The organism is Deltaproteobacteria bacterium, assembly GCA_016235345.1.
Classification (GTDB): Bacteria; Desulfobacterota; Desulfobacteria; order Desulfobacterales; family Desulfatibacillaceae; genus JACRLG01.
The window spans coordinates 71,643-96,433 of sequence record JACRLG010000024.1; the positions used below are offsets into that span (position 1 = coordinate 71,643).

20 protein-coding genes are annotated in these 24,791 nt (G+C 57.6%); 9 read left to right on the plus strand and 11 right to left on the minus strand.

Annotated features, from left to right (window positions below; genetic code table 11):
- Positions 1-44 precede the first annotated feature (44 nt).
- The 4 genes from HZB23_12320 to HZB23_12335 all read left to right on the plus strand — a co-directional run bounded on the left by HZB23_12320 (position 45) and on the right by HZB23_12335 (position 5,180).
- Positions 45-3,146: a formate acetyltransferase gene (locus HZB23_12320; protein MBI5845439.1), complete on the plus strand. Its 3,102-nt coding sequence runs from the start codon at positions 45-47 to the stop codon at positions 3,144-3,146.
- A 209-nt stretch (positions 3,147-3,355) separates the two neighbouring features.
- A complete protein-coding gene (locus HZB23_12325; protein MBI5845440.1) occupies positions 3,356-4,276 on the plus strand; it encodes a glycyl-radical enzyme activating protein in 921 nt (306 codons plus the stop codon).
- A gap of 308 nt (positions 4,277-4,584) precedes the next feature.
- Complete coding sequence (locus tag HZB23_12330) at positions 4,585-4,701, plus strand: penicillin acylase family protein (protein ID MBI5845441.1); 117 nt, start codon at positions 4,585-4,587, stop codon at positions 4,699-4,701.
- Positions 4,702-4,718: 17 nt separating this feature from the next.
- Positions 4,719-5,180 (plus strand): C_GCAxxG_C_C family protein, encoded by a 462-nt coding sequence (locus HZB23_12335; protein ID MBI5845442.1) that lies wholly within the window; start codon positions 4,719-4,721, stop codon positions 5,178-5,180.
- A 94-nt stretch (positions 5,181-5,274) separates the two neighbouring features.
- Here the strand turns inward: HZB23_12335 and HZB23_12340 are convergent, their stop codons facing one another.
- The 4 genes from HZB23_12340 to HZB23_12355 form a co-directional block, all read right to left on the minus strand.
- Positions 5,275-6,012: an SEL1-like repeat protein gene (locus HZB23_12340; protein MBI5845443.1), complete on the minus strand. Its 738-nt coding sequence runs from the start codon at positions 6,010-6,012 to the stop codon at positions 5,275-5,277.
- 157 nt (positions 6,013-6,169) lie between these two features.
- On the minus strand, positions 6,170-6,961 hold the full coding sequence (locus HZB23_12345) for a thymidylate synthase (GenBank protein ID MBI5845444.1): 792 nt from the start codon (positions 6,959-6,961) through the stop codon (positions 6,170-6,172).
- A gap of 90 nt (positions 6,962-7,051) precedes the next feature.
- Entirely contained in the window at positions 7,052-7,987 is a 936-nt protein-coding gene (locus tag HZB23_12350) for a carbon-nitrogen hydrolase family protein (GenBank protein ID MBI5845445.1), read from the minus strand.
- Between the two features lie 46 nt (positions 7,988-8,033).
- Positions 8,034-8,693 (minus strand): FecR domain-containing protein, encoded by a 660-nt coding sequence (locus tag HZB23_12355; protein MBI5845446.1) that lies wholly within the window; start codon positions 8,691-8,693, stop codon positions 8,034-8,036.
- A gap of 392 nt (positions 8,694-9,085) precedes the next feature.
- Between HZB23_12355 and HZB23_12360 the strand changes: the two genes are divergently transcribed.
- The 3 genes from HZB23_12360 (at position 9,086) to HZB23_12370 (ending at position 13,093) form a co-directional block, all read left to right on the plus strand.
- The gene (locus HZB23_12360) at positions 9,086-10,210 is read left to right on the plus strand and encodes a hypothetical protein (GenBank protein ID MBI5845447.1); all 1,125 of its coding nucleotides are present in this window, start codon (positions 9,086-9,088) and stop codon (positions 10,208-10,210) included.
- Positions 10,211-10,411: 201 nt separating this feature from the next.
- Positions 10,412-12,829 (plus strand): formate acetyltransferase, encoded by a 2,418-nt coding sequence (locus HZB23_12365; GenBank protein ID MBI5845448.1) that lies wholly within the window; start codon positions 10,412-10,414, stop codon positions 12,827-12,829.
- 24 nt (positions 12,830-12,853) lie between these two features.
- Positions 12,854-13,093: a hypothetical protein gene (locus HZB23_12370; GenBank protein MBI5845449.1), complete on the plus strand. Its 240-nt coding sequence runs from the start codon at positions 12,854-12,856 to the stop codon at positions 13,091-13,093.
- A 24-nt stretch (positions 13,094-13,117) separates the two neighbouring features.
- On the opposite strand, the gene HZB23_12375 is transcribed toward HZB23_12370, so the two are convergent.
- The 7 genes from HZB23_12375 to HZB23_12405 all read right to left on the minus strand — a co-directional run bounded on the left by HZB23_12375 (position 13,118) and on the right by HZB23_12405 (position 21,940).
- Positions 13,118-14,473, minus strand: coding sequence for a deoxyribodipyrimidine photo-lyase (locus HZB23_12375; protein MBI5845450.1), 1,356 nt, complete (start codon positions 14,471-14,473; stop codon positions 13,118-13,120).
- A gap of 44 nt (positions 14,474-14,517) precedes the next feature.
- On the minus strand, positions 14,518-15,465 hold the full coding sequence (locus HZB23_12380; GenBank protein ID MBI5845451.1) for a DUF1722 domain-containing protein: 948 nt from the start codon (positions 15,463-15,465) through the stop codon (positions 14,518-14,520).
- 45 nt (positions 15,466-15,510) lie between these two features.
- On the minus strand, positions 15,511-16,704 hold the full coding sequence (locus tag HZB23_12385) for a response regulator (protein ID MBI5845452.1): 1,194 nt from the start codon (positions 16,702-16,704) through the stop codon (positions 15,511-15,513).
- A gap of 706 nt (positions 16,705-17,410) precedes the next feature.
- Positions 17,411-18,217, minus strand: coding sequence for a DUF3786 domain-containing protein (locus tag HZB23_12390; protein ID MBI5845453.1), 807 nt, complete (start codon positions 18,215-18,217; stop codon positions 17,411-17,413).
- A gap of 55 nt (positions 18,218-18,272) precedes the next feature.
- Positions 18,273-19,049, minus strand: a complete 777-nt coding sequence (locus HZB23_12395) for a hypothetical protein (GenBank protein MBI5845454.1) — start codon at positions 19,047-19,049, stop codon at positions 18,273-18,275.
- A gap of 249 nt (positions 19,050-19,298) precedes the next feature.
- Positions 19,299-20,075, minus strand: coding sequence for a hypothetical protein (locus HZB23_12400; protein ID MBI5845455.1), 777 nt, complete (start codon positions 20,073-20,075; stop codon positions 19,299-19,301).
- 86 nt (positions 20,076-20,161) lie between these two features.
- The gene (locus HZB23_12405; protein ID MBI5845456.1) at positions 20,162-21,940 is read right to left on the minus strand and encodes an ABC transporter ATP-binding protein; all 1,779 of its coding nucleotides are present in this window, start codon (positions 21,938-21,940) and stop codon (positions 20,162-20,164) included.
- Positions 21,941-22,828: 888 nt separating this feature from the next.
- Here HZB23_12405 and HZB23_12410 point away from each other — a divergent pair.
- Entirely contained in the window at positions 22,829-23,620 is a 792-nt protein-coding gene (locus tag HZB23_12410) for a class I fructose-bisphosphate aldolase family protein (protein ID MBI5845457.1), read from the plus strand.
- A 176-nt stretch (positions 23,621-23,796) separates the two neighbouring features.
- Positions 23,797-24,789: a 3-dehydroquinate synthase II gene (locus HZB23_12415; GenBank protein ID MBI5845458.1), complete on the plus strand. Its 993-nt coding sequence runs from the start codon at positions 23,797-23,799 to the stop codon at positions 24,787-24,789.
- Positions 24,790-24,791: the final 2 nt, after the last annotated feature.

The window sequence follows — 24,791 nt, forward strand, 5'->3', positions numbered from 1 at the left end:
AGAACCTCCTGGAAGGAATGACCGGAAACTTTTCGGCGGGTCCGATGATTTTGCAGCGACTGGAAAGGCTGTCCGGCCCGGGCAGGGGTGCTGCCCTCGACAGTCGTGGGTTTTTCTCCTTCAGCCGCAGCATCCCGGAAAAAAGCGTGAAGGCCCGTGGCATAAACGCCCTGGTTTACGGGCTTTTGCAACTTTTCGCCCACGCGTTCAATCTCAGGCCCGACCTTCGCCAATGGCTTACGGCCAACGGAAAGGGGAAGCCCGGAAAGCTCAAATTCGACAGGTATCTCGATTTTTCCGTGGGAATACGCTCCCGCGACAACCAGGTGAAACAAACCCTGGTCTTTGAGAACGGCAGGGTGAGGGCCATTTGGGGAATGCCGGAAAAAACCGACACCAGCCTGGTTTTCCGGACGCCGGAGCACGTTTTGGAAATGCTTCGGGCCACCCCGGACGAGGCCATGATCATGCTGGTGGAAAACCGCATGAACACCGAGGGCAACCTTGCCCTCACGAACCTGTTCAATTTCTACTTAAACCTCCTCTTGGGGAAAAAGCAGCAGGAAGAGGTGGACAAGCGGATCGCCGAAAATCGGAAGCGCCTTCTTGGTGAGGCCAAACCCCTATCTTTGGGGCGGCGGGAGGAGAAAAGCCAGCGGCGGAATTCCCGGATATCGGCCCGCTCCGTGGATAAGGGCTTGAAATACCTGGAAGATCCCTTTCTCCCCGAATGGGGGCTGGAGGACTTTCCCAGGCTTGGCGACATCCATTCCAAAATTTTCACCGTAAGGCCGAAAATCTGCGCCGAGCGGCCAAGGCTTCTCACCGAGTGGCACCGGGAAAACGGCTTCGAGACCGACCGCGAGGGACGGCCCTGGAACCCGGAGCTCAGGCAGGCTTTGGCGCTTCAGCACCTTCTGAGCAACAAGAAGCCCATAGTGTGGGAGAACGACCTTCTGGGAGGCACAAGCGGCACCTCCTTCATAAGCCCCCTGATCTATCCCGACGCCTCAGGCACCACCATCTGGGGCGAGCTTTTTTCCTGCCGGGACCGGGAACTGGTTCCCTACGAGGTGGACGACGAAACCATCAACGAGCTTCATTACGACATCTTTCCCTTCTGGAGCCGCCGGAACATAAGGGAATGGGTGCGCGACGAGTACGCTAGCCCCCTGTGCCAGAGAATCGACGAGCACATGGCGGCCTTCCTTATCTGGAAAACCATAGGAGCCAGCGAAACCATACCGGATTTCGAATCCATCCTCACCCTTGGAACATCGGGCCTCATCTCTAAGATGGAGGACGAGCTTTTGCGGGACAAGGAGGCGGACCGGAAGAAGATTGACACGCTTCGGGCCATGATGATCAGCCTTCAGGGCGTTAACGCCTGCGCCCGGAACGTGGCTTCGGAGGCCCGGAACCAGGCGGCCCTTTGCAAAGACCACGCGCGCCGGGAGGAACTGGACAGGATTGCCAAGGCCCTGTCCCACGCGCCGGAGCGCCCGGCCCGGACCCTCTTCGAGGCGGTGCAGGCGGTGTGGATAGTAAAAATCGCCCTGAACATGGAAAACTCCAACGACGGCATGGGCTACGGACGCCTGGACCAGCTCCTTCAACCATATTTTGCCGCCGACATGGAGCTTATCCCAAGCCCCGCCGCACGGAGGGACTATGTCAAAAAGGCGGTGGAACTCCTGGGCTGCCTCTTTCTCAAGACCAAGGACCACACGACCTTGAACCCGGACCTTGCCAACCACATCTTCGGCGGAAGCCCCCCCAGCCAGACCGTCACCGTGGGCGGCGTCACCCCCGACGGCGAGGACGCGGTCAATGACATGAGTTACGTGATTTTGAAGGTCACCGAGCTTCTGGGCCTGGACGACCCCAACGTTAACGTGCGCTACTCGCAGGAAAAGAACAGCGCCGAATTTTTGCGCAGGGCCAATGACGTCAACTACATCACAGGGGCCACACCCGCCATTCACAACGACAGCGCCATGATCGGGGCGCTTTCCCAACACGGCTACGACATCCGGGACATCAGGGACTGGGCCGCCACCGGCTGCGTGGAGCCCACCATGAGCGGACGCCACTACGGCCACACCTCGGCCATCAACATCTCCATCGTAGCGGCCCTGGAAATGGCCTTAAACAACGGCCACCATCCCTTAATGGGATGGGACCTGGGGCCTCAAACGGGTGATATCAGCGCTAACGCCTTCCCCGACTTCGAGTCCTTTTTCAGGGCCTTCGAGGCCCAGTTCGGCTTTTTGATCGATCAGTCGGTGGAATACAACAATCTTTGCGGCAAGGTTTACCAGAAGTACCGGCCCTCGAACCTCCTGTCGGCCCTCACACGCGGCTGCGTGGAAAAAGGACGCACGGTGGTCAACGGCGGGGCGAAAATCAATTCCACCGGAGCCACCTGCATAGGGCTGGCCGACGTGGCGGACTCGCTCATGGTGATCAAAAAGCTCGTGTTCGATCAAAAAAAGGTGAGCTTTCGGGAATTGAAGGAGGCCATAGACCGGAACTTCGAGGGCCACGAGGCCCTTCGCAAAATGGCCGTCAACCGTGTGGGCTTTTTCGGGTCAGGCGACCCGGAGGCCGTGGCAATGGCAAACCGGGTGGCGGGCTTCGCCCACGATTCCTACGCAAGCCGCGAAAACTACCGGGGAGGCGGGCATCACACCGGCTTCTGGTCCATGTCCAGCCACGCGGCCTACGGCAGGCTCACGGGAGCCCTTCCATCCGGGCGGCTCTCCGGCAAGCCCTTCACCCCCGGCCTCACCCCGGAGCCCAACGCGTCCCCGAACCTTCTGGACAACCTAAACGACGTGGCGCGCCTTGAATCCAAAAACCTGGACAACAACATAGCCTTCAACGTAAAGGTTGTGCCGGGGCTAAAGGACTCCCACGAAAAGGTGGTGGATTACATCCATGCATACTCGTTGACCTTTTTCCAGCAGGGCGGGATGCAAATCCAGATGAACGTGGTTTCCACCGAAATGCTGAAGGACGCCATGGCCCACCCGGAAAACTACCGGAACCTTCTGGTCAGGATTTCCGGCTACTGCGCCTTTTTCACCCAACTGGACGAAGACGCCCAGAGGGAGCTGATCGAACGCGCTGAATACGGCCTGTAACAGGCTGTCGAAAAACGCGAATCGGCAGTGCCAGAGCATCAAAGTCAATTTCGGTCACGTACAAACATCCTGATTTAACCCAAGAATTATGCGATTTCTTGGGCGGGTACGCTCCCACCTTGCCTTTTCGCTCTCCTTGCGCTTCATCGTTTTTCATCAGCCTGTTTGATTCGAGTTTTTTACGGGCTGCTAATTCAGAAAGGACGCTCATGGCGAAAAAGCCTCTCATACTGGACATCAAGGGGCACACCCTGGATGACGGGCCTGGGATACGGTCCGTCATCTTTTTCAAGGGCTGCCCCTTAAACTGCGTGTGGTGCCACAACCCCGAAAGCAAGAAGCCGGAGCCCGAAATCTCCTTCGACCCCAAGGAATGCGTCGGCTGCAAGGCCTGTGTCGACGCCTGCCCGGAAGGCACCATCTCCTTCGACCTGCCCCATCGCGTGGACCGCGCCCGCTGCACCCTTTGCATGGCCTGCGCCGAGGCCTGTCCTTCCAAGGCCCTGGCCCCGGTGGGAAAGCTCATGGAGATCGAGGACATCGTGGACGCCGTCATCCGCTACAAGCCCTTTTTCGATACGTCGGGCGGCGGCGTCACCCTCTCCGGCGGGGAGCCCACCCTGTTCCCGGAATTTTTGTCCGGGGTGTTGAAGGCTCTGAAGGCCGCAGGTATTCACACGCTTCTGGAAACCAGCGGCCACTTTCTACGGGAGCGTTTTGAAACCCTCATCCTTCCCTGGGTGGACGACATCTACATGGACATCAAGTTCATCTCCCCCGATTCCCACAAGAAGCATTGCGGGATTCCCAACGAAAGGATCCTCGATAACTTTCGCTGGCTCCACTCCATAAAAGAGGGCAGGGGGATCGGGCTTCTTCCGCGCACCCCCCTGGTGCCCGGCATCACCGACACGGAGGAAAATCTTTCGGCCATCGCAGGCTTTCTTAAAGACCTGAACGTGGAAAAGGCGGCCCTTCTGGCCTACAACCCGCTCTGGCACGACAAGAACTTCAAGATCGGCGAGGAAAACATCCTTGGCAGGGAAGAGATCATGACAAAGTGGATGAGCCGGGAGCGTATCGGGGAATGCGAGGCTATTTTCAAGGAAGCGGGAATAAGGCTTGTGTGACGGAAATTCTTGAGATCAAGGCAAAACGACTTGCCGGACGAAGCATGGACCAAGCCCGGACCCCCCATTTAAAATGTGACCCGAAATTTTAAATGGAGGCGTAAACATGAATCAGACAAGGCCCCTGTCCATGCCCTATTTGCGGAAACTCATCCACATTCGCTGCGGCGACCTCTGCAAGGCCCCAGGCATAGGCGCAGCGGGCCTTCCCGAAGTGGTGGCCGGGTAAACGGGCATCTTGCCTGGGGCATGACAATGGTCTAGGGCGACCGCGACAACATCGACCGGCAGGCGCTGACATTTACCCCATGCGCAAAAAGGGCCTCGTTCCATCTCCGGGCCGGACCGGCGGGCACGACTGGGAAGGCTTCGTGCCCAACGGGTCGCTTCCCTTTTCCATCAATCCCGAACCAAAACAGGCATAGAAACGGGAGGACGCCAAATGCTCACCGAAACGGACATCCTTGAGAGAATGATGTACATGGCCGATAACGGTTACAATTGCAGCCAGATTCTGATGGACTTGACCTTAAAACAACTGGGCAGAAACAATCCCGATCTCGTGCGCGCCATGTCCGGCCTCGGCGACGGCTGCGGATTTTTCCAGGAAACCTGCGGAGTAATGACCAGCGCGGCATGCGTTATTTCGCTTTTTGCGGGGAAGGGCGCAGACGACGAAAACGAGGAAAGATACCTGCTTCCCATGCTTCAGGACTTAAACGACTGGTTTCAGGAGGAAATCGGCGCGAAATATAAGGGTACGAGGTGCAGGGATATCGTGGGCGATCTGGTTGGCACTCCTTCCGGCAAACAAATTTGCGGCGGCGTGGTTCTGATGGCCTGGGCCAAGGTGAATGAATTGCTTCAATCCTATGGATATCCGCGCGACACGGCGCAACCCTGACCGCCACCGCGCTAGGGCTTATCGTCTCTTTTAGGGCGCTTCGGGCGTCTTTGGTTTCCACTCCCGCAGCGTCTTTGCCGGTTAGGCTATTTGGTTAGGGGTCATTTTTGATACTGTTAGTGGGTAGTCGACTCCACTCCCACTCCAAGCGTTCGGCCTCGTCTATTTGGGCAGAGGTCATTTTTGACAATGCAAGACTGGCGTTCGTCATTGCATTGACTTGGTCTTCATCATGCCCTTGTAAACTTTCTACCGCCCGAAGGGACCAAATATACGATTGAACAATATTTAGGGGTAAGCCTATACCTTCTCCGTACATGACGCCCAAATTATATTGAGCCAAACCGTGCCCCTGTTCGGCGGCCTTGTGGCACCACTTGGCAGCCTCGACAGAATTTTTTGATACGCCCCGACCGGTTTCATACATCCCGGAAAGGCAAAATTGAGCATTCGGATTTCCTTGTTCCGCCGCCATGTTGTACCATTTCACGGCCTCGGAAAAGTCTTGAGGCACGCCGTCGCCATTATTGTACATCCGGCCAAGATTTAATTGCGCGGTTGAATTTTTTTGTTCCGCCGCCTTTCGATACCATTTTGAAGCCTCTGAATAATCCAGGGGAACGCCTTGGCCCTTGGCATACATTGTGCCGAGTATCGATTGAGCCTCTGCATTACCCTTTTTTGCCAATGAATGGAAAATCTCCAACGCCTTTGCATAGTCCTTTTTCTCGTAGGCGGCCTTTGCGTCTTCAAGCTGATCGCAAAAGGCAATCGCCGGAAGGATTAGGAGAAGCAGGGCAAGAAGCGCAAGGGCAGATTTTGTGTGCTGCATGGCGATGGTTCCGTAATCTCAAGGGGAACGGAGGAAGCGCGTTGATCCCGGCGAGTCCCATATATGGCATTGGAAGCGCAAAGGCAACGCAATTTCGGTATTGCAGGGGCAAGTGATGCCGCCACGGCCTGTCGGCATGGCGGCCCTTGATCGAAAATCAGTCCCTCAGGCAGCGGAGTTTGGCCAGTTGTTCCGCGTAGCCGTAGATGTGCAGGCCCTTGGATTCCACCAGCATCTCGCCGTCCTTTACCCCTATGGAGGCCGCCATGTATTCCTTCAGGTGCTGGATTCCGGCCAGATTGGCGGGAAGCCCGGCCCAGAGGTCCCAGCTTCTGAAATAGACGAAAAAGTTCAAGGCCCCATCCTGGATGCGGGTGTCTATGTGCCGCAGGCATGGCGGGTCGCAAAGGGCCAGGTCCGAAGGCTGGGCCACCTGGAGCACCATCTGGTTATTGCGGTGCCCGTATTTTTTGTAGGCCGCGATTATCCACTCTATCTGGTTGATGAAAAGATCGTCGCCCTCCCTGAAAACCGCCTTGCCGTCCACCTCCTCCAGGTTGATTATCTCGCAGTTGCCCTCCTGCCACCAGGAAAGGGTCTGGCCGGTGACCGGAACGCGGGTGAGGCGCTCGCCGTAGGTGTAGCTCTCGCCCTCGGCCTTTTCCGGGGTCATGAGGTATTCCAGGTAGCTCCTGTCCCGGCCAGGGCCGCCGTAGATGTAGTCGTTCTCCACGGGGTTGGGGATTCCGAGAGCGGGGGGGATGTCCGGCAAAAGGGGCAGGGTGCCGGGAAGGCGCACCCTTGCGGCGAAAAAGTCGTATTCCAGCCGGGTCTGGCCGGCGTATGAGCCCTTGTCTATGGTGAAGCGCCGCCCGTGGTCCAGGATGTCGTGCACGGCCTGGAACCAGAGGTCGGGCAGGTCGCGGGCGGTGATGAGATGCATGTTCATTTTTTCGGTCTCCCGGATGGACGGATTGAGGGCCTTTGAAGAGGATGCGAATATGGCGTCAATCCGGCTGTTTTTCAACCCAAAAAGGAATCACCCCATTTTTTGGCGAAGGGGCCTCGTGCGCAGGCGGTAGTACCATTTGCCGTGGAAATTCTGGTAGGCCCAGGCAAGGCGTATCTGCCAGGGCAGCTTCGGTATCCAGAAGCTTTCGGGAATGGGCTCGCGGCCACCCTGGCTGATTTTTGGTTCGATTTCGGCGCTTACGAATCCCTCTCCGTCCTGCCATGCCATGCGGGCGAGGATTTTTCCTTCGGCGTCGATTATCGAGGTTTCCCCCAGCATGTGGGATTTGAAGGGAAAGCCTGGGATGAGGGGCATTTTTCCGGTGAAATGACCGGCGTGGGCCGCGTGAACCACCGGTACCCCAAGGATGCGGGCCATGCGGGACGGGGTGTCCTTCATGATTTCCAGCATCTCGTCATCCAGGCTTCTTGGAAAACCCGGAAGGAGCTTTTCAGGAAGCCCCCACCAGCAGGAGCCGCCCACAACCATTTTCACCCTGCCCCTAAGCCTTTTTGCGGTCTGGGTGCGCACGAACTCCCAACACATGGCGGCTCCCACCGGCCCGATGGGGGTGTCTATGATTCCGTCGTCGGAGCCGCCCACGTAGTAGCAGTTCTCCCACATGGTGGGAAGGTCCTTGTCGTGGAATCCGAAGGATCCGTCGGGATTGGCCAGCACGAAGCGGTTGACGGTGTCGCCGCCGGTGTCAGCCATGAAGGAGCCGCCCACGAAGCCGCCGTGTTTTTTCGCCAGATCGCGCAAAAGCAGGAAGGGCTCGCCGTCTGCCGGACGGCTGGCGCGGATGAAATCCGGGTGGAAGTTCACTGCAGAGGGGAAAAATTCGGGCAGTACAACCAGTTCCGCGCCCGCCCGGAAGGCGTCTTCCACAAGCCTTTTAGCCATTTCAAGGTTGGCGGAAACGTCCGCCGGTTTGGCCGTCATCTGAATCGCAGCAACCTTCATTCATGCCCCTTCATGGCCAAGGCCTCTAATATTTTCATCGGCGGAATCAGTCTTCCACCTTGGTCCAGTCCATTTTTTCCGAAATCGCCCCGGCCAGGGATTCCAGGTCGGCGTCCGTGTGGTATTCCATGCCTGCGGGCGTAATGCTCACGGAATCAGCGTGGGCGGTGAGGAGAAAGGCCCTGTGATGCGCTGATTCGGCGTCCACAGAGTCCCTGCCGTCTTTTGCGGCCACGTTCATTTTTCCGTTGCACAGGCATACGTAGGAGTTCATGGAATCCTTCACCCTCACGCAAAAGGCCGTGCCCCTCACCCCGCATACGGCAGTGGGGGTGTTCACCGAAAGGGCGAACTGCCTCTTGTTGCCGTAGCGGTTGAGCCCCCTGGCAAGGGCGGAAAGGGTTCCCCTTATAAGCTCCAGGGTCTTCCTTTTTCCGCTTACCGAAATTTTTACGCGGGTTTCATGCCAAAGGCGCAGAATGTTCTTATCGGCGAAAACAATCTCGCACAGGCCCATTTTGCCCGTGGCCACCCAGTCCCCGTCCTTCAAAAGGCCTCCCTGTACGGCCCGCCTGCCGTTTACCGTGACCCTGCCTTCCACTTTCGTTATCCGGGCCTGATCGGATTTTCCTGCGGCCCACGCGCCAAGGGAGGCTGCCGTCAACAGAAAAGCCATCACCGATAAAAGAAGAGCTGTCTTTTTCATGTTCCCTCACGTTTTTTGAGTGAACGGCGTTTGCGGACGGATAGCCACAAGGATTCACCATGGAAACCGATTGCTGAACCTCTTACTTATCACAGGCCGCAGCGGAATATCAAACCCCTGCCCGCGAGGCGTTTTTACCCATTGAATTTTTCTGGACTGGAAGACACTTTTCATGTTAGGGTAGGATACTTTCTAATACTTTGTAAAGTTGCGCACAAGGGCAACTGGTTTATGATGGGACGGAAAACCGCGTCAGCCGGCGGGATGGAACAAAATACCGCATCGGGTGATTGAGCGTGACTGACGAGACGCCATGATTCGCATTCGCCTGGCTTAAGGGTCTTAAGCCCGAAACCGGCGGGAATGGCATGGAAACGGTGTTGGGGGGAACAATGAACAGGATCGTTCGGGTTGCCATGGCAGTCTTTCTGGCTGCGGCGTTTTGCCTCGTGAACACGGGCCTTGCATCGGACAACGCTCCGGCTCCGTCTCCCCAGAGCCTGATCAAGGAAGTAAGGAAAAGCACCCGGAAGCCCGCCCCTCTTGTTCCGGGCGAGTCCGCCCACAGCCGCAAGGCTTTTCGGGCGCACAGAAGGCAGCTTCGCAATTTTAACGCCACAACGGCTTCCTGGGGTGAGAAGGCCCTGGACGATGCAGCCTTGAGCGAGCTTACGGGCAACCTCGGCCTGCCCCTCATCGCCGTTGACCGCGTAAGGCCCGGAGTGGCCGGCGGGCGCTATATCCGGCTTTCTTCCACCTACCTTCTGTCTTCAAGGGGAGTTGACCCCGAAACCGGGCTTTACAGGACGAACATCGTTCCGCTGGTTTTCATCGAAAGCGCCTACACCGATGACGACCCGCCCATGTTCGACCCCATTGCCCTCATGGAGCCTTTCGGCAACGAGATTTCAGCCTCACTGGACGGCGAAAACTACAACATTTTCGCCCTCGACGGAACGCCCCCGTTTTTTTTCGACAAAGACTTCAAGGATTACTACGCCTACGGCTCCCACCTTCGCTACTGGACCCTGGCGAAATGGCCCTATGACAGCGGCGAAGACGTTTATGTCTATGGGGATTTTCCGGGCAACTGGCCCCTGGTGTACTGGCCGTACAGCAAAAATTACGACGGCACGCGCATCAGGGGCTGGAAAAGGCCGCCCCGACCGAACGTCACCGTTGTGACCAAGGATGGAACCATCACCCTTTACACCAACCTTGAGATAGAGCTTGAGCACATAAGCTCCTACGACGACGACGGCTGCGGCGACGATGTCGGCGGCTACTGGACCTGGGCCGGGCTTTACGCCTACATACCGGTGAACGGAGTCACCCTGGGCGGAAGAAGCGACCGGGACAGCTGGCTTTGGGTGGACCTGCCCGTAAGCACCATGCATTTGAGGGTGAGAGACATCTACATAGACGACAAGATCACCTACACCGGACCCCGCAGCCTGGGCTCCCTGGATGCGAGCCTCACCCTGGGCGCAAAAATATATCTCACCACCCACAGGTAGTCTTGTCCGGCAAAAGTATTTCAGGGGGGCTCTTCTTTTCCTTAGGAAATGAGGGGCTCCCTTTTTCGCTCAATCCCCCCCGGTGTTCCGTAACCCGCATCAACCGGCATTATGCATAAGCCCGAAGAGAGCCCAAGGCTTAGGGTTGCTTTTTGCTCATCCGGGCGGGTGCTTGCCCGGAAAAAAGTTCAGGAGCGGCAGATGACAGTCAGCCAGTACGAAACGAAAGAGAACCGAGCCGTTCGGTTGAGGGCCGTGCCCCAGCCCGACTCCATCCGCATAAGGAAGCTGAAAAAGGCGGTGATGGAGGCCTCCCCCGGAGTCTGCCCTGAGCGCGCCCTTATCTGGACCGATTATTTCCGGGACAAGTCCAACCGGTCCAAGCCCGCGCCGGTTCAGATAGCCGAGGCCCTGAGCCGGGTTCTCGCCGAAAAGTCCGCCACGGTTTACGACGATGAAATCATAGTGGGCAATTACAGCAGCCACAGGGTGGGGGGAAACATCTTTCCGGAGCTTCACGGCGCTGCCGTGCTTCTGGACCTCTTCCGCATTCCCTTCAGAAAAACCTCGCCCCTCAGGCTTTCTTCCTCCGACGCCGTGAAACTGAGCGCCATACTGCCCTTCTGGTCCACCCGATTTCTCGCCGCAAGGGCCTTCCCGTCCCGGATCGAGAGCCTTAAGTTCACCGCCGACCAACTGTCCGCACGGTTTTACCTGATAAACGAGACAGGCGGCATAAGCCATTTTCTGCCCGATTACGAAAAGCTCATCAACAAGGGAGCGGAAGGGATCGCAGAAGAGGCGGCGGAGCGCCAGAGGCAGGCCGAATACGGAAGCGGGCAGTGGGCGTTTTACGAGGGCGTGATCATTGCGATGACGGGGCTTTCAAGGTTCGGAGAGCGCTACGCCGAACTTTGCGGGAAAATGGCCGAGCGGGCAAAGGACCCGGAGCGCGCCAGGGAGCTTATGGAGATCGCCGAAACCTGCCGAAGGGTTCCCAAAAAACCCGCCCGCACCTTAAGGGAGGCGGTTCAGTCGCTTTTCTTCGCCCAGGTGGCCATCAACCTGGAAAGCCTCGACAACTCGGTGTGTCCGGGGCGCATGGATCAATACCTTTTTCCGTTCTACAAGGCTGACCTGGACGCGGGCAGGCTCGACCGCGAACGCGCCAAGGAGATACTTTCGGCCTTTTCCATAAAGATGAGTGAGATAGTGCCTGTTTTTTCAGGGGCAATAACCCGGTATCACGGGGGCATGTTCAACGGCCAGGTGGTCTGCGTGGGCGGAACCGACGAAAAGGGCCTCGATTCGTCCAACGAGCTTTCCTTCATCTTCCTGGAGATCATGGACGAGCTTCGGATGCGCCAGCCCAACTATCTTGCCCGGATGCACAAAAACTCCCCTGACGAGTATCGGGAAAAGGTCTATTCCGTGCTTTCGGCTGGGGCCAATTCCCCGGCTGTCTACAACGACGAGGTGATAGTCCCGAACCTCGTTCGCGGTGGACTGTCTCTCGCCGACGCACGCAATTACTCGCCCGTGGGCTGCGTGGAGCCGGTCTGCCAGGCAAAGAGCTTCTCCTCCACCGACGCGGCCCTGGTGAACGCCCCCCTTGCCCTGGAGCTCGCCCTCAACCAGGGTCGGCGCTTCGGCTCGCACCTAAGAACCGGCGTCCCCACCGCTCCCGTAAGCGAGATGCGGACCTTTGACGAGGTTAGGGACGCCTTTCTCGCCCAGTTGGGCCACATCGTGGAAAAGCTGATCCTGGACCTCCAGGCCATAGAGCGGGCCAACGCCAGATTCCACCCCACGCCCCTTTCGTCCGGCCTGATCGACGGTTGTCTCGATAAAGGCATCTGCTCCACGGCGGGCGGCGCGGTCTACAATTTTTCGGGCATCCAGTGCGTGGGGCCAGCCGAGGTCGGCGACAGCCTTGCCGCCATCGAGCAGGCGGTCTTCATCGAAAAGCGTTTCAGCCTTTCCGATCTTGTTGGGCATCTCAAATCGAACCTGGAAGACGAGGCGGTGAGGCGCTACCTTCTTTCGCTTCCCAAGTTCGGAAACGACCTCGAGAAGGCTGATCTGCACACGGCCTGGGTGGTTTCCTCCTTCCACGACCAGCTTCTCGGACGGAAGAACACCCGTGGCGGGCCTTACACGATGGGGCTTTACTCGGTGACCGTCCACGCCCATTTCGGGAGCGTCACCGGGGCGCTTCCCAGCGGACGCCGAAGGGGCGAGCCCTTCGCCAGCGGCATAGCCCCCGGAAACGGCAGGGACCGCAAGGGGCCAACGGCCCTGGTGAACTCGGTGAACAGGCTGGATTTCACCAAGGCCCAAAACGGGGTCAACTTTAACCTGAAATTCGACGGCAACACCGTAAGGGGCAAAAAGGGCGCGAAACTCCTGGACAGCCTCATCGGGGCCTATTTTACAGGCGGGGGGATGCAGGCCCAGGTGAACGTGATAAGCCCGGAAGTCCTCCTGGAGGCCCGGAACAACCCGGAGCGCCATCCCGGCCTTCTGGTTCGGGTCTCCGGCTATTCGGCCTATTTCAACGATCTCACACCCGGACTCAAGGACGACGTCATCCGCCGCACGAGCCTTCAGGGGATTTAGCGACGTTTTTAAAGGAGGGGTTCCATGAAAAAGCTGGCGTCTGTTTTAATGGGCGTGGTTCTGGCTATAGCCGTAACGGCTTGCGGAAAACCGGAGGTCAAGGAGGAGAAGGCCGAAGCCCCCAAGCCAGAGGTGGCCAATCCTTACGCGGTGCAGGTGAAGGTGATGGAAAAGGCCAAGGACTTGAAGGCCGAAAGCGAAAAGAAACTGGCCGAGCAGATGGCGAGAGAGGCGGCCCTGGCCAGGGAGGAGGCAGGGCAGTGAGGCTTACGGGCCGTTTGGCCCGGACTATGGACTTTCAAGGGATTTGACCGAGGCTGCGTAGGCTGCGATGTCTCCCTTGCGCAAAAGACCTTCGGCGGTCATGGAGCGCACCATGCCGTAAACCGGCCTTTCCTTGAAGGGGCGGTCGTGCAGGCCGAAAATCCATCCCACGCCCGCGTATGAGTTGGGGTCCCGCCCGTCCAGAAAATAGCGGTTGTTGAGCCGCATAAGGTTGGCGTGCGCCTGCTGCGGGGTTTCGGACCAGAAAAGGACCATCTTCCCCCAGTACATGCGAAGATGATTGGGCGCGAACCCGGTCACCCGCATCTGGGTCATGACCGCGTTCCAGTAAGGGTCGTGGGTCTTTGAGGCTTCCAGTTCTTCAAGCCGGTAAAGGGCTGGCCGTTTGTCCGCCAAATGGCTGTGAAGGGTTTTTCCGGCCCATGACGGAACCGATGAATAATCTCCGCAATCCGGGGTATGGGCCGTGAAATTGGCGGCAAGCTCACGCCTTACGACCAACTGCTCCAAAAAGGAGTCAATGGCCGCCTGTGGGGCGTGTCCGGCTGATTTCGCGGCCAGGGCCACAGTGACCGGCGAAATCTGGCCGAAATGAAGATAAGGGCCAAGCCGCGAAACCCGGTGCGGAGCAAAGGGGTCGCCGCCCATGCCGTATTCCGGGAGCCCTTTTTCGATGAACCTTTCAAGAATCACGCGGGCCTGACCGCTTCCCCCCCTGTAAAATCCGCTCACCCTTCCGGCAGTTTCATCCAAAGGAAGCCCGTTCAAAAGGCGTTCGCAAAAGGGCAGGGGCTCATTGTGAAGGTCAAGGCCCAGGCCGCTCCTTTTCGGGGTCCTGTTTTCGTGGGGCTTTAGAAAGCCATCCCGGATTTTCATTATTTTCGGGCGGATGGTGCGGGCTGCGTACTCGCTTTTATCGGACACGGCAAAAACCGGAACCACCACGTCGGTCTCCACCCTGTCCACCCTGACTTCGGCCTTTTCAAGGAACATCCGGGCCCAGGCAAGCTGTATCGGGGTATAGCCCGTGTCGCACACCACGCAGGCGGCGTTTTCGGAAAGTTCCAGGGCCGCCCGCCAAGGCTCGGCGAGCTTCATGACCAGGGGGATTTTCCGGTCGGCCAGGGCGGAGGCGGTTTCCTCAAGGCCTTCCAGCATGAAGGCGTAGTGGCGCAGGTTGGCTTCGGGGTATGACGAAGTGAGCCCGAAAACAGCGGCCACCGGAAGGCCAAGGCGGTCCGCCAGCATGACCGCGTGGTCCAGGGCCGGGTTGTCCCAGGCCCTCTGGGCCTGCTGCATCCAGTACAGGACGTAGCCCCCCCTAGGCGAAATGCTGAGCCCATTGGAGCTTATGCGCATGTCTTCCAGGTCTTCGGCCATTTCCCGGTTTCCCGTTCCCGTTATCAGACGTGGTTGCGGAGCCCAAGTTCAGCCGGATGGGGGTTGAGGTAGGCCTGCTCTTTGAGATAGGCCTGGTCGAACTTTCGCACGTAGTGGTTGCAAAGGGTTATGGGAACGATGAGGGGCAGGTGGCCCTTGCGGTAGCTTTCCAGCATCTCCAGAAATTCGGCCTTGTCCGGGGAATCGAGCCGGTTTTTGAAATAGCCGATTATGTGCATCAGCACATTCACGTTTTTTGCAGGGGTTGCCGCATACGAAAGGGCTTGGTTCAGGCTTTTGGCATATTCCGAAAAAAGGGCGGCCAGATCGCTTTTTCCGGCCAGGGCCACGAGTTTTCCCATTTTGCGGTAATGCTCCGGGCTGTGGCTCATTAAAAGGAGCTTGTGCCGGGTATGGAAATCCACCAGCCCGGAAGGTGTGGCGCGCTCTTGCATCATTTCCCTGAAACGCATGAAAACGAAGACCTTTTCGATGAACCTTTCCCGCAGGACCGGATCGTTAAGGCGTCCCTCGTCCTCAACCGGGACAAGGGGAAAGCGCTTCATGAAGGCCCTGGCGAAGATGCCTGCGCCCTTCGGTTCGGGCACTCCCTTTTCGTTGTAGACCTTGACCCGCATCATCCCCGAAGAAGGCGAGCGGCTCTTGAAAATGAAGCCGGATAGCGGCTCGCGGGCGAGTTCGTCCAGGCGCTTTTCCGCCCAGGACTTCATGAGGAAGGTGATGTCTTTCCGGGTGGTTATGGTCATAAGGCGCGGGTCCGCCACGTCGCCTTCCAGCCTCATGGGCTCGCGCGGAACCGGCAGCCCGCACTCCACCTCCGGGCAGACGGGCAGGAAGCTGACCCAGCGTCCAAGGGTGTCGCAAATATACGGGTCGCGGGTGTGGTTGCCGTCGTAGCGCACGTTTTGCCCCAGAAGGCAGGCACTGATGCCCAATGTTAAGGGGAGCATGGGTCTTTTCCCTATCCCTTCATCTTTCCTGTTGACGGAAGGCTTTCAGCAGGAATCATCGTCCAGAACCTCGCGCAGCTTGCTGCGGATGCCTTCGATGCTGTAGGGCTTGCTGATGAAATAAAAGCCCTTTTCCAGTATCCCGTTTCTGGAGATTATGTCAGAGGAAAAACCGGACATGAAAATGGCCTTCAGACCGGGCTGTCTGGCCCTCAGCCTGTCCACCAGCTCCCGTCCGTTCATTTTGGGCATTCTGACGTCAGTCAGCACAACGTTGATGGGTTCGTTCAGTTTTTCGTATATCGCCAGGGCCATTTCGCCGTCACTGGCCGCAAGAACCCGGTAGCCCGCCTGGGTCAGTATCTGCTTTGTCACGTTTAAAACAGCCGCCTCGTCTTCCACAAGCAGAATGGTTTCACCAAGGCCGCATTTTTCCGGGCCGGAAGGAAGAAGGGCGTCCGGTTCAAGGGATTCGTAAACCCTGGGCAAATATGCGCGAAAAGCCGTTCCTTCCCCTGGGGGGCTGAAAACCTTCACCGTTCCGCCCTGTCTGGTGAAAAAGTTATGAACGGTGGCTAACCGCAGCCCGGTTCCCTTGTCAGGAGCCTCGGTGGTCAAAAGAGGATCGAATATCTTTTCCTGGATGAATTCCGGAATCCCGCCTCCGTTGTCTTTTACCTCGATCATAACGTAGTGGCCGGGAGCAAGGCCCAACGCAGATGCCTCGCTTTCACTTTCCAGGTACTGGTTTTCGGTCCTTATGGTGATTGTCCCGGGTCCGTTGATGGCGTCCCTGGCGTTTGAAACCAGGTTGTGGATGCACTGGAACAACTGGCCGGGGTCGGTCTTGACGTATCCCAGGTTCGGGGCCAGGTTGAGGGAAAGCCGGATGTTTTCTCCGACGTTCATGTGAAGCATATCCTTCATTTCCTTCACCACCCGGTTGATGGCGAAGACCTTGCTCGCGATCACCCTGTTGCTGGCGAAGGCGAGAATCTGCCTGGCCAGGTTGGCCGCCTGATCGGCGGCTTTTTGAATTTCGCGTATGGGCGTGCGCCAGGGGTCGTTTTCCAGCACGTCCTTCAGCATCAGGTCTGCGTAGCTTTTTATGATGGTTAAGCTGTTGTTGAAGTCGTGCGCTATCTTGGCGGCAAGCTCGCCCAGGCTTTCCCGGCGCTGGGAAGCCTCCATTCTTTCCATTTTGGCCAAATCCGCCACTGGTGCAAGATATTCCGGCATGAAACGCCTCCAGTGCTTTTCAGGGAAAGGGTGGATCCTAAAGTCCGCCTTGTGTTGGAATCTGCGCGTCGCTGTTTGGCGACCTGTAAAGCTGATTTTGGGCGGCAAGGGTTTCCCGGCGTCCGGTAGGCCCTTGGAAACGGTGTGGACTTCAGGTTGGCGGCCTTCAAACTGGCTGTTTTTGCCCGTTTGAAGGCGCTTTCATTTTCAGGTTGCAGCATAAGGCCAAGCGTACGGGGCGGTCGGACCCACGCCCTCCAGCGATTTGATGAAACCGGGCATGGCCGTCAATATGGCTTTTATGTCCCGTTCAATCCTGAAAACACATTATACCCCTTGAAAACCTTTTTTGCACCATTTTTCATACCGGGAAAGGTTTGCCCAAAGCCTTGCAGGGGCTCCGGGGCTAATGGCCTGATTGCCTAAAATTAATCGTAAATTAAATTAGTTGTGCTTAACGCCACTTCGCCCGAAACCGGCCCTCGGCCTTTTTTGGTATCCTTTCAAGGGCTTCCGTTTTTCTTTTCGGGAACGCAAAAAATACCCACTTGTCCTACGTCAGAAACTGTGAATATGCAAGATTTTTTACTTCTGTGGATTAATCAATACCAATTCAGACGGAATAGGGAAGCGGAACATGCGGAAGGGGCCTGCAAGTTAATTGTTGCGGCCCTGATTGAGGCGTGGGCGATTTATGCCATTTTGTCTATACGACGAACCCGTGCCTTGCGGCGAATTTGGAAAACATATGGGCAAGCCCCGCGCCGATGGTGAAGATGCATTGGTTGTCCAGGTTCTTGTCCGCAGTTTCGTCGAAAAAAACGTGAAGCGAGCTGGGAAGCCCGTCTTCGGGAAGGCGGTAGCAGATCATGACGGGCACCAGGGGCAGGGGGCGAAGCACCACCGAAACGTCCGACTGGAACTGGGGGGCCACCGGCTTTCCCCCGAACATGTGGACCATATCGTCGAAAAGGTCCGTGTAGACGTCGGCGATTTGCTTCAATACATCCTCGCAACGCTTTTTGAAAAGGGGGTAGTGGTCGATTCCGTCTTTCAGTTCACGGAAGGAAACCCAGTTGCCGGTGGGTATAAGCCCCTGGCCGTGGAGAACGTAAACAAGGAAGGGCACCGCAACCCAGGGGTTTACGTGGATATCCGTAAAGATGTTCCCCTTTTCATCGACGCCGTAATCCTTGCCCAGAACCTTTAAGGTGAGCCTGCCCGACGAAAAATCGGCCCCAAGCCTTTTGGCGGCTTCGGCAAGGTCGATTTTGGCGATACGCGCCTTCAGGTCGTCCATGAAGGCATTGCCGTCGCGGGCGGCCAGCCCGGACGGGCCTGATTTTGAATCTTTGGGGATGAATTCCTCCGGGACCTTCGGGCATTCGCCCAGTTGCTTCTGGCCGGTGAAAACTGCGGCGGCGAAGGCCAGGCAGGTTTTGCTGCCGCATTTCAGGCAGTTGGACTTGTCCAGGAGCTTATAAACCTCCATCACGTTTTTGAACTGAGCCATCATTGAATCTCCTGAAGAAACTTCCTTGAACCGGACGCCCGCCCATCGGCGGAAATCACTTCAACCCGGCCAGGGCCTTTCTGGCGTCCGGCCAGTCGTAGAGGACGGAGTCCCATACATAGGTGGGCCTGGCCGTTGCAAGGCAGCGGGAAAGCTCCTTCCGGGCAAGGTCCTTTTTGCCGCGCCTGGCCAGGGTTCGCCCAAGGGTCACAGAGGCCCAGGTAAGGTTGGGGTCTTCGGAAGCCGACTGCCGGGCGAGTTCCTCGGCTTTTGCCAGGTCCCGGAGAGGCCAGGGGGATTCCAGGTAGATGGCGGCCAGCACGGCCTTGGCAAGGGTTGCGAACCGGTTTTTAGGGTCCATCTCGATGACCTTGGCCAACTCGCTTTTGGTGCGGTTGACGAGGTTCAAGGCCTTCAGGGCTCCGGCCATGTCCGCCTTCATGGCGCAGTTGACCGCCACCCAGTAATGGGGTTCGGCCTTTTGGGGCGAAAGGGCCAGGGATTTTTCGGCCCATGAAAGGGACAGGTCGAAAAGCTCCTTTTTCCGCTTTTTATCCTCAAGAGCCTCGCCCTTTTTGAATATGACCTCGGAAAGTTTCCACATGGCATCGGAATTATCCGGGTAGATGGAAAGGACCTCCCGGTATTGGGCAGCGGCAAGATCGAGGTTTTTCAGGTCCTTGTGCATGATGCTCATAAGGGCCCAGCCCCGGTCGAAGGCCGCCTTCACCCTGGGATCGTCGTTTCCCGTATCGGCATGGGCGAAACAGGGCAGTCCCAGGAGCAGGGCCGCCAACACGGGAAAGATGATGAGCGCAGCGTTTGATCTCATTATCCGTCTCCTTTTTTTTCCCAACCCCTGCTGTCCCGCCCCTTGCCTGTACATCAAAATATATTACGGGGAGCAGGGTCTGGTTCCATTTTTCGAACTCCAAAAAACTTTGCAGGATGAGGGTTGTAGTATTTCTCCCCCCGGCCAGATTCCCTTGAAAATTTGGAAAAGAACCATGCTCCGCTTAATATCTTATCCTCTCCGGCACCGAAAAAAAAAGACCCTGGCGACATTTCATTTCAAACCGGCTCATTTGAGGGATGCAAGAACCTTTTTTGCGTCCGGCCAGTCATAGATTATCGAATCCCACACGTAGGTGGGGCGGGCTATGGACAGGCAGCGCGAAAGCTCCTTTTTGGCGAGATCGGTTTTCCCAAGGCTTGCGTAAACTTTTCCCAGCATCGTCGAGGCATAGGTCATGTTGGGGTCTTCGGCCACGGCCTCCCTTGCGTTGCACAGGGCCTTTTCCAGGTCCCGCACCGGCCAGGGGGAATCGTTGTAAATGGAGGCCAGAACCACTTTGGAAAGGGTGGCGAAACGGTTCTTGGGGGCCAGCGAGATCACCAGGGCGAGTTCCCTCTTGCAGCGTTTTATCATGCCCAGGGCCTTGACGGTCCTGTTTATTTCGGCCATCACCGCCATGTTGACCGCTATCCAGTAATGGGGTTCCGGCTTTTGGGGAGCTATTGCTGCAGCCTTCTCGGCCCAGCTTAATGATTGGTCGAAAAACGGCTTTCCCTTTTTCCAGTCTTTCAGTATCTGCCCCTTCTTGAACACGGTCTCGGACATCTTCCACATGGCGTCGGCGTTATCCGGATAAAGGGCGAGGACCTCTCTGTACTGGGCGATGGCCAGATCGAGATTCTTGATATCCTTGTGCATCTGCCCGAAAAGATACCAGCCGCGATCGAAAGCCGCCTTAACCTTCGGGTCGTTGTCTGCCTGGCTTGCGCCCGCTAAGCCCGGCAAAACGAACAAGAGCGTGGCCACGATGAAAAAAATTTCGATTTTGAACCCTGACCTCACAACCCCCTCCTTTTCAGCCTTCCTGTTTTCATGAATTACAGCCCGCCGGTTTGATCCTAACGGAGCTTGCGTTTTTATCCAGGCTGCTAACCTTCGCCTTCAAGAGACTCGGCTATGCGGCCCTTTTCATAGATGCTTGCGTAAACAGGGCCGGTTTCCAGAAGCTCCCGGTGGCAACCCTCCTCGACCAGTTTCCCCGAGGCCATGACGAAAATCACGTCCGCCCTGGCGAGGGTGGATGTGCGATGGGTTGCCATGATGGTGGTCCGGCCCTGGCGGGACCACAAAAGAGCGTCCACCACGGCGCTTTCGGTGCGCACGTCCACCATTGAAAGGGCGTCGTCAAGAACCAGAACCGCCGGGTCGCCGGCAAGGGCCCTGGCAAGGGCCAGCCTCTGGCGCTGGCCGCCCGATAGCGTTATGCCGCGCTCGCCCATGACCGCGTCGAGCCCGCCTTCGACCTGGCTTATTTCATCGCCCAGTTTCACAGCCGAAAGGGCCTTCCACACGGTTTCGTCCGAGATGCCGTCCCGCCCGAAAACGACGTTTTCCCTTATGGTTTCGGAGAAAATCACCGGCTCCTGGGTTACGAAGCCCATGTTTTTCCTGAGGGACGAAAGAGTTGCGTCCAACACGTCCAGTCCGTCCAGTATCACGCTTCCGGGAGGAGGTTCAACCAGCCTTGCGAGAGCAGCTAAAAGGGTGCTCTTGCCGCTTCCCACCGCCCCGGCGAAAACCGCGAAGGAGCCCGCCGGAATGTTTAAACTCACACCGGAAACAGCAGTCTCCGTCCTTCCCGGATGGGAAAGGGTGAGGGATTTGATTTCCACACAGCCACGTACGGGTTCCGAAATCGGCTTCGCGCCGGGCTTGTCCCGTACTGCGGGCCTTGTGTCCATCACTGCGCTTATGCGCTCCATGGCAGCCGCCCCTCGCTGGATGAGGTTGGCCACCCAGCCCATGGCCATCATGGGCCATGCGAGAAGCGAAAGGTAGGTTATGAAGGCCACGAAATCGCCGGGGCTGATCCTTCCCCATACGGCCAGCATCCCTCCGTACAGGAGCACCACCGCAAGACAGAGGTTGGTGACGGACTCCATCATGGGGAAGAATATCCCCAGGTTCTTCGCCATTCGGATGTTGCTGGAAGCGTACAGGGAGCTTGCCGCGAACACGCGCTCGCGTATCCAGCCCTTGCGCCCGTAGGCGGTGATCACGCGGTTTCCCGCAAAGGCCTCGCGGGTGCGCTCGGTCAGATCCCCGAAAATCGCCTGGAGCTTCTGGTATCCAAGCCACATGCGCTGGGTGTAAACCCGGCTTGCGATGATAACGAAGGGTGCGGGCAAAAGGGTCCAGAATGTTAGCCAGCCGTCGATGGCCGCCATGAACCCCACAGCAGCCGCGCCCAGCACGAAGCCGTCCATGGCCGCCACCAGGCCGAAACCCGCAGCCATGCGCACGGCGGTGAGGTCGTTCACCATCCGGGCCATCAGGTCTCCGGTGGGCGTTTTCTGGTACCAGGCGTCATCCAGGTTCTGAAGGTGTTCGTAGAGCCTTAGCCGCACCTCACGCTCCACCCTCCGGCTGTGGCCCAGAAGGTAATAGCGCCAAAGATACCGGAAAACCGCCATTGCAGCAGCCAGCCCCACGATCCAGGCGGCGAACGCAAAAAGAAGGTCCTGGTCCGCCCGGCCCGCAGCCAGGGAGTCCACCGCATCCCTTATAATGAGCGGCGTCACAAGCTGAAGGCCGTCCACGAAAAGAAGGCACAGAAGCCCGGCAATAACGGCGTAGCGCCCCTCGATGAACATGCCCCGGAGAGGGGCGAAGTTTTTAAGGGCTGGCAGGATTTTGGACGATTTCATTTCAGCCTTCGATTTCTGGGACAAGACCCCCGCACAGGCCCGACAGGGATTCACCGGGCCATTCCTACATCCGGCGGCCCCGTTCGTCAAGGTCGGTGAGCGGTCAACCGGGCGGTAATCCGAAATGGTTTTTCACGCCTTTGATGCCGGATTTTCGAAAACCGTAAAAAAATGCTTGACAGCATCCGCCTGTGTATGGAAAACTCCCGGCAACGTCAATCTTTCAGGGAGTCTTTTTCCGTGCATAATTCGGGCATGAACTTTTACGGGGCCTTTTACTTTTATTATTACGGCACCGGTCTGCCCGGAGGTGCGCGGCCCTGATCTGAACATACAGGCGACGCGAACCGAGCCGAGGCGGACCTAACAGTCCGCCTCGGCTCTTTGCGTTTTGGGGCATCGTAGTCGCTGATGGCTGTGTCAGGCATCGGAATCCGTTTCGGTAACGTACAAAAGCGTACGCTCCCTCACGGCTTCCTCGCCTTCCTTGCCCTAAGCGACTACGCAGCCCCAAAACCTGGGCGGAAGGGGAGCGGAGAAAAGGCAAAAAGAAAGACCTCACGCAGCGGTCGGGCTTGGCCGCATCATCAAAACTGGAAAAGAGCATTGAACGAGGGTTTTCGATGAAGATGAAAATTGGAGGAAATGTCAAAGCCGGGCGGAAAATGTGCGTGGCGAGTGTTTGCGCAGCTTCCGTCCGGCCTGCCTTTGCTTACCGGGTGACGGGCTTGGCAGGTTCCGGCACGGGGCCGTTTTCGGCGGCAAAGGCGACGATAAATAGTCTTTAAGGTTCAAAACGGCTCCTGAAAAACGACGTTTCAGTCATTTCAGGGAGCAAGGCAGATGAGCAACAACAACATTCCAGGATCGAGGAGAAGTGTCATGACGATGGTCGGCAAACAGATCAGGCTTGAGAGGATCAAGAACCGCGAAACCGGCAGAATGGTCATAGTCCCCATGGATCACGGCATTTCGGTGGGGCCGATAGCGGGGCTTATCGACATGAAAAAGGCGGTTTCGGCGGTTGCCAGGGGCGGGGCCAATGCGGTTGTGGAGCACAAGGGCCTGGTCGGGGCCGGCCATCGCGGAAAAGGCCCGGACATCGGCCTCATTCTGCACCTTTCGGCCTCCACGGCGCTTTCTCCCTTCCCCAACGCCAAGACCATTGTCACGTCCCTTGAAGAAGCCATGAAGCTGGGCGCTGACGCGGTATCCATCCACGTCAACATAGGTGATGGCAAGGAAAAGGAAATGCTCAAGGATTTCGGGCGTATAAGCTACGAGGCCCGGAACTGGGGAATGCCGCTCCTGGCAATGGTCTACGCACGCGGCAAGAAAATCACCAACGAGTATGGTGTGGAATACGTGAAACACGCGGCCCGCCTTGGCTACGAAATGGGCGCGGACATCGTTAAAGTCCCCTACACCGGAAGCGCCGAAACCTTCCGCGAGGTCGTGGAATGCTGCGGCGTGCCCGTGGTTATAGCAGGCGGGGCCAAGATGGACTCCGACCGTGACATCCTGGAAATGGTGAAGGGCTCCATTGACGCCGGCGGCTCCGGGGCCTCCATAGGCCGCAACATCTTCCAGCACGACGACCCGGAAAAGATGACCCGCGCCATCGCCGCCATCGTCCATAACGAAGTGACGGTGGATGAGGCCCTTAAGATTCTTGCTTAACCTGTCAAAATAGCGGACATGACCGGATTCGCAGCCTGGATAAAAACGATGAAATGCAAGGAACGCGAGAAGCCAATGAGCAAGCGTACTGAAAGTACGTGGCGGAATTGGCTTTGAAGCGTGACACAGCAGTTCGCGTTTTTGGACGGGCCGTAAAGAAGGAAGGAAAGGTTTGCATGAAATCCGTATGGGTGAAGATTATCCCCTGGGACAAAAAACTGGCCACCACGGCCATTGAAAACGGGGCTGACGCCTTAATGGTCGAGCCTTCCGACACCGAAAAGGTGAGGGAGCTTTCCAGGATGGCGGTCATCTCCGACAACGGCGACCTTGTTCCGGGGCGCGACGTTATCGAAATCGAAGTGACAAGCCAGGACGACGAACCGGCTGTTGTGGCGGCGGCGGCAAAGGGCCGGGTGATAGTGCACACGCCCGACTGGACCATAATCCCCCTGGAAAACCTCATCGCCCGAAAAGCCGAGGTTGTCGTTCCGGTGGCTGATTTCGACGGGGCGCAGATGGCCGCCGGAGTCCTGGAGCACGGGGTATGGGGCATTCTCACCGAAACCCGCGACCCCCTGGAACTGAAGCGAATACTCACCACCCTTAAAAGCGGGGACGAGGACGCGGCCCTCGTCCCCGCTGAAATCGTAAACGTGAAACCCGTGGGCATGGGCGACCGGGTCTGCGTGGACACCTGCACTAATATGGGGCTTGGCCAGGGGATGCTGGTGGGCAATTCCAGCAAGGCCCTTTTCCTGGTTCACGCCGAAAGCGTTGAAAACCCATACGTGGCCCCAAGGCCCTTCAGGGTCAACGCCGGTGCTGTTCACGCTTACACCCGCATTCCGGGCGGCAAGACCCGCTATCTGTCGGAACTCAAAAGCGGAGATGCCGTGCTGGTAAGCGATTACACGGGCAAGTCCGAGCCCGCCGCAGTGGGCAGGGTAAAGATCGAAAAAAGGCCGCTCCTTCTGGTCACCGCAAGGGCCGGGGAAAAGGAGTTTTCAGTGGTTCTCCAGAACGCCGAAACCATACGCCTGACAGATACGGCAGGAAAGCCGGTATCTGTGGTTAAGCTCAACCCCGGAGACAAGGTGCTGGCGGCCCTGGAGGAGGGCGGGCGGCATTTCGGAATGAAGATAGAGGAAACCATCCTCGAAAAATAGCA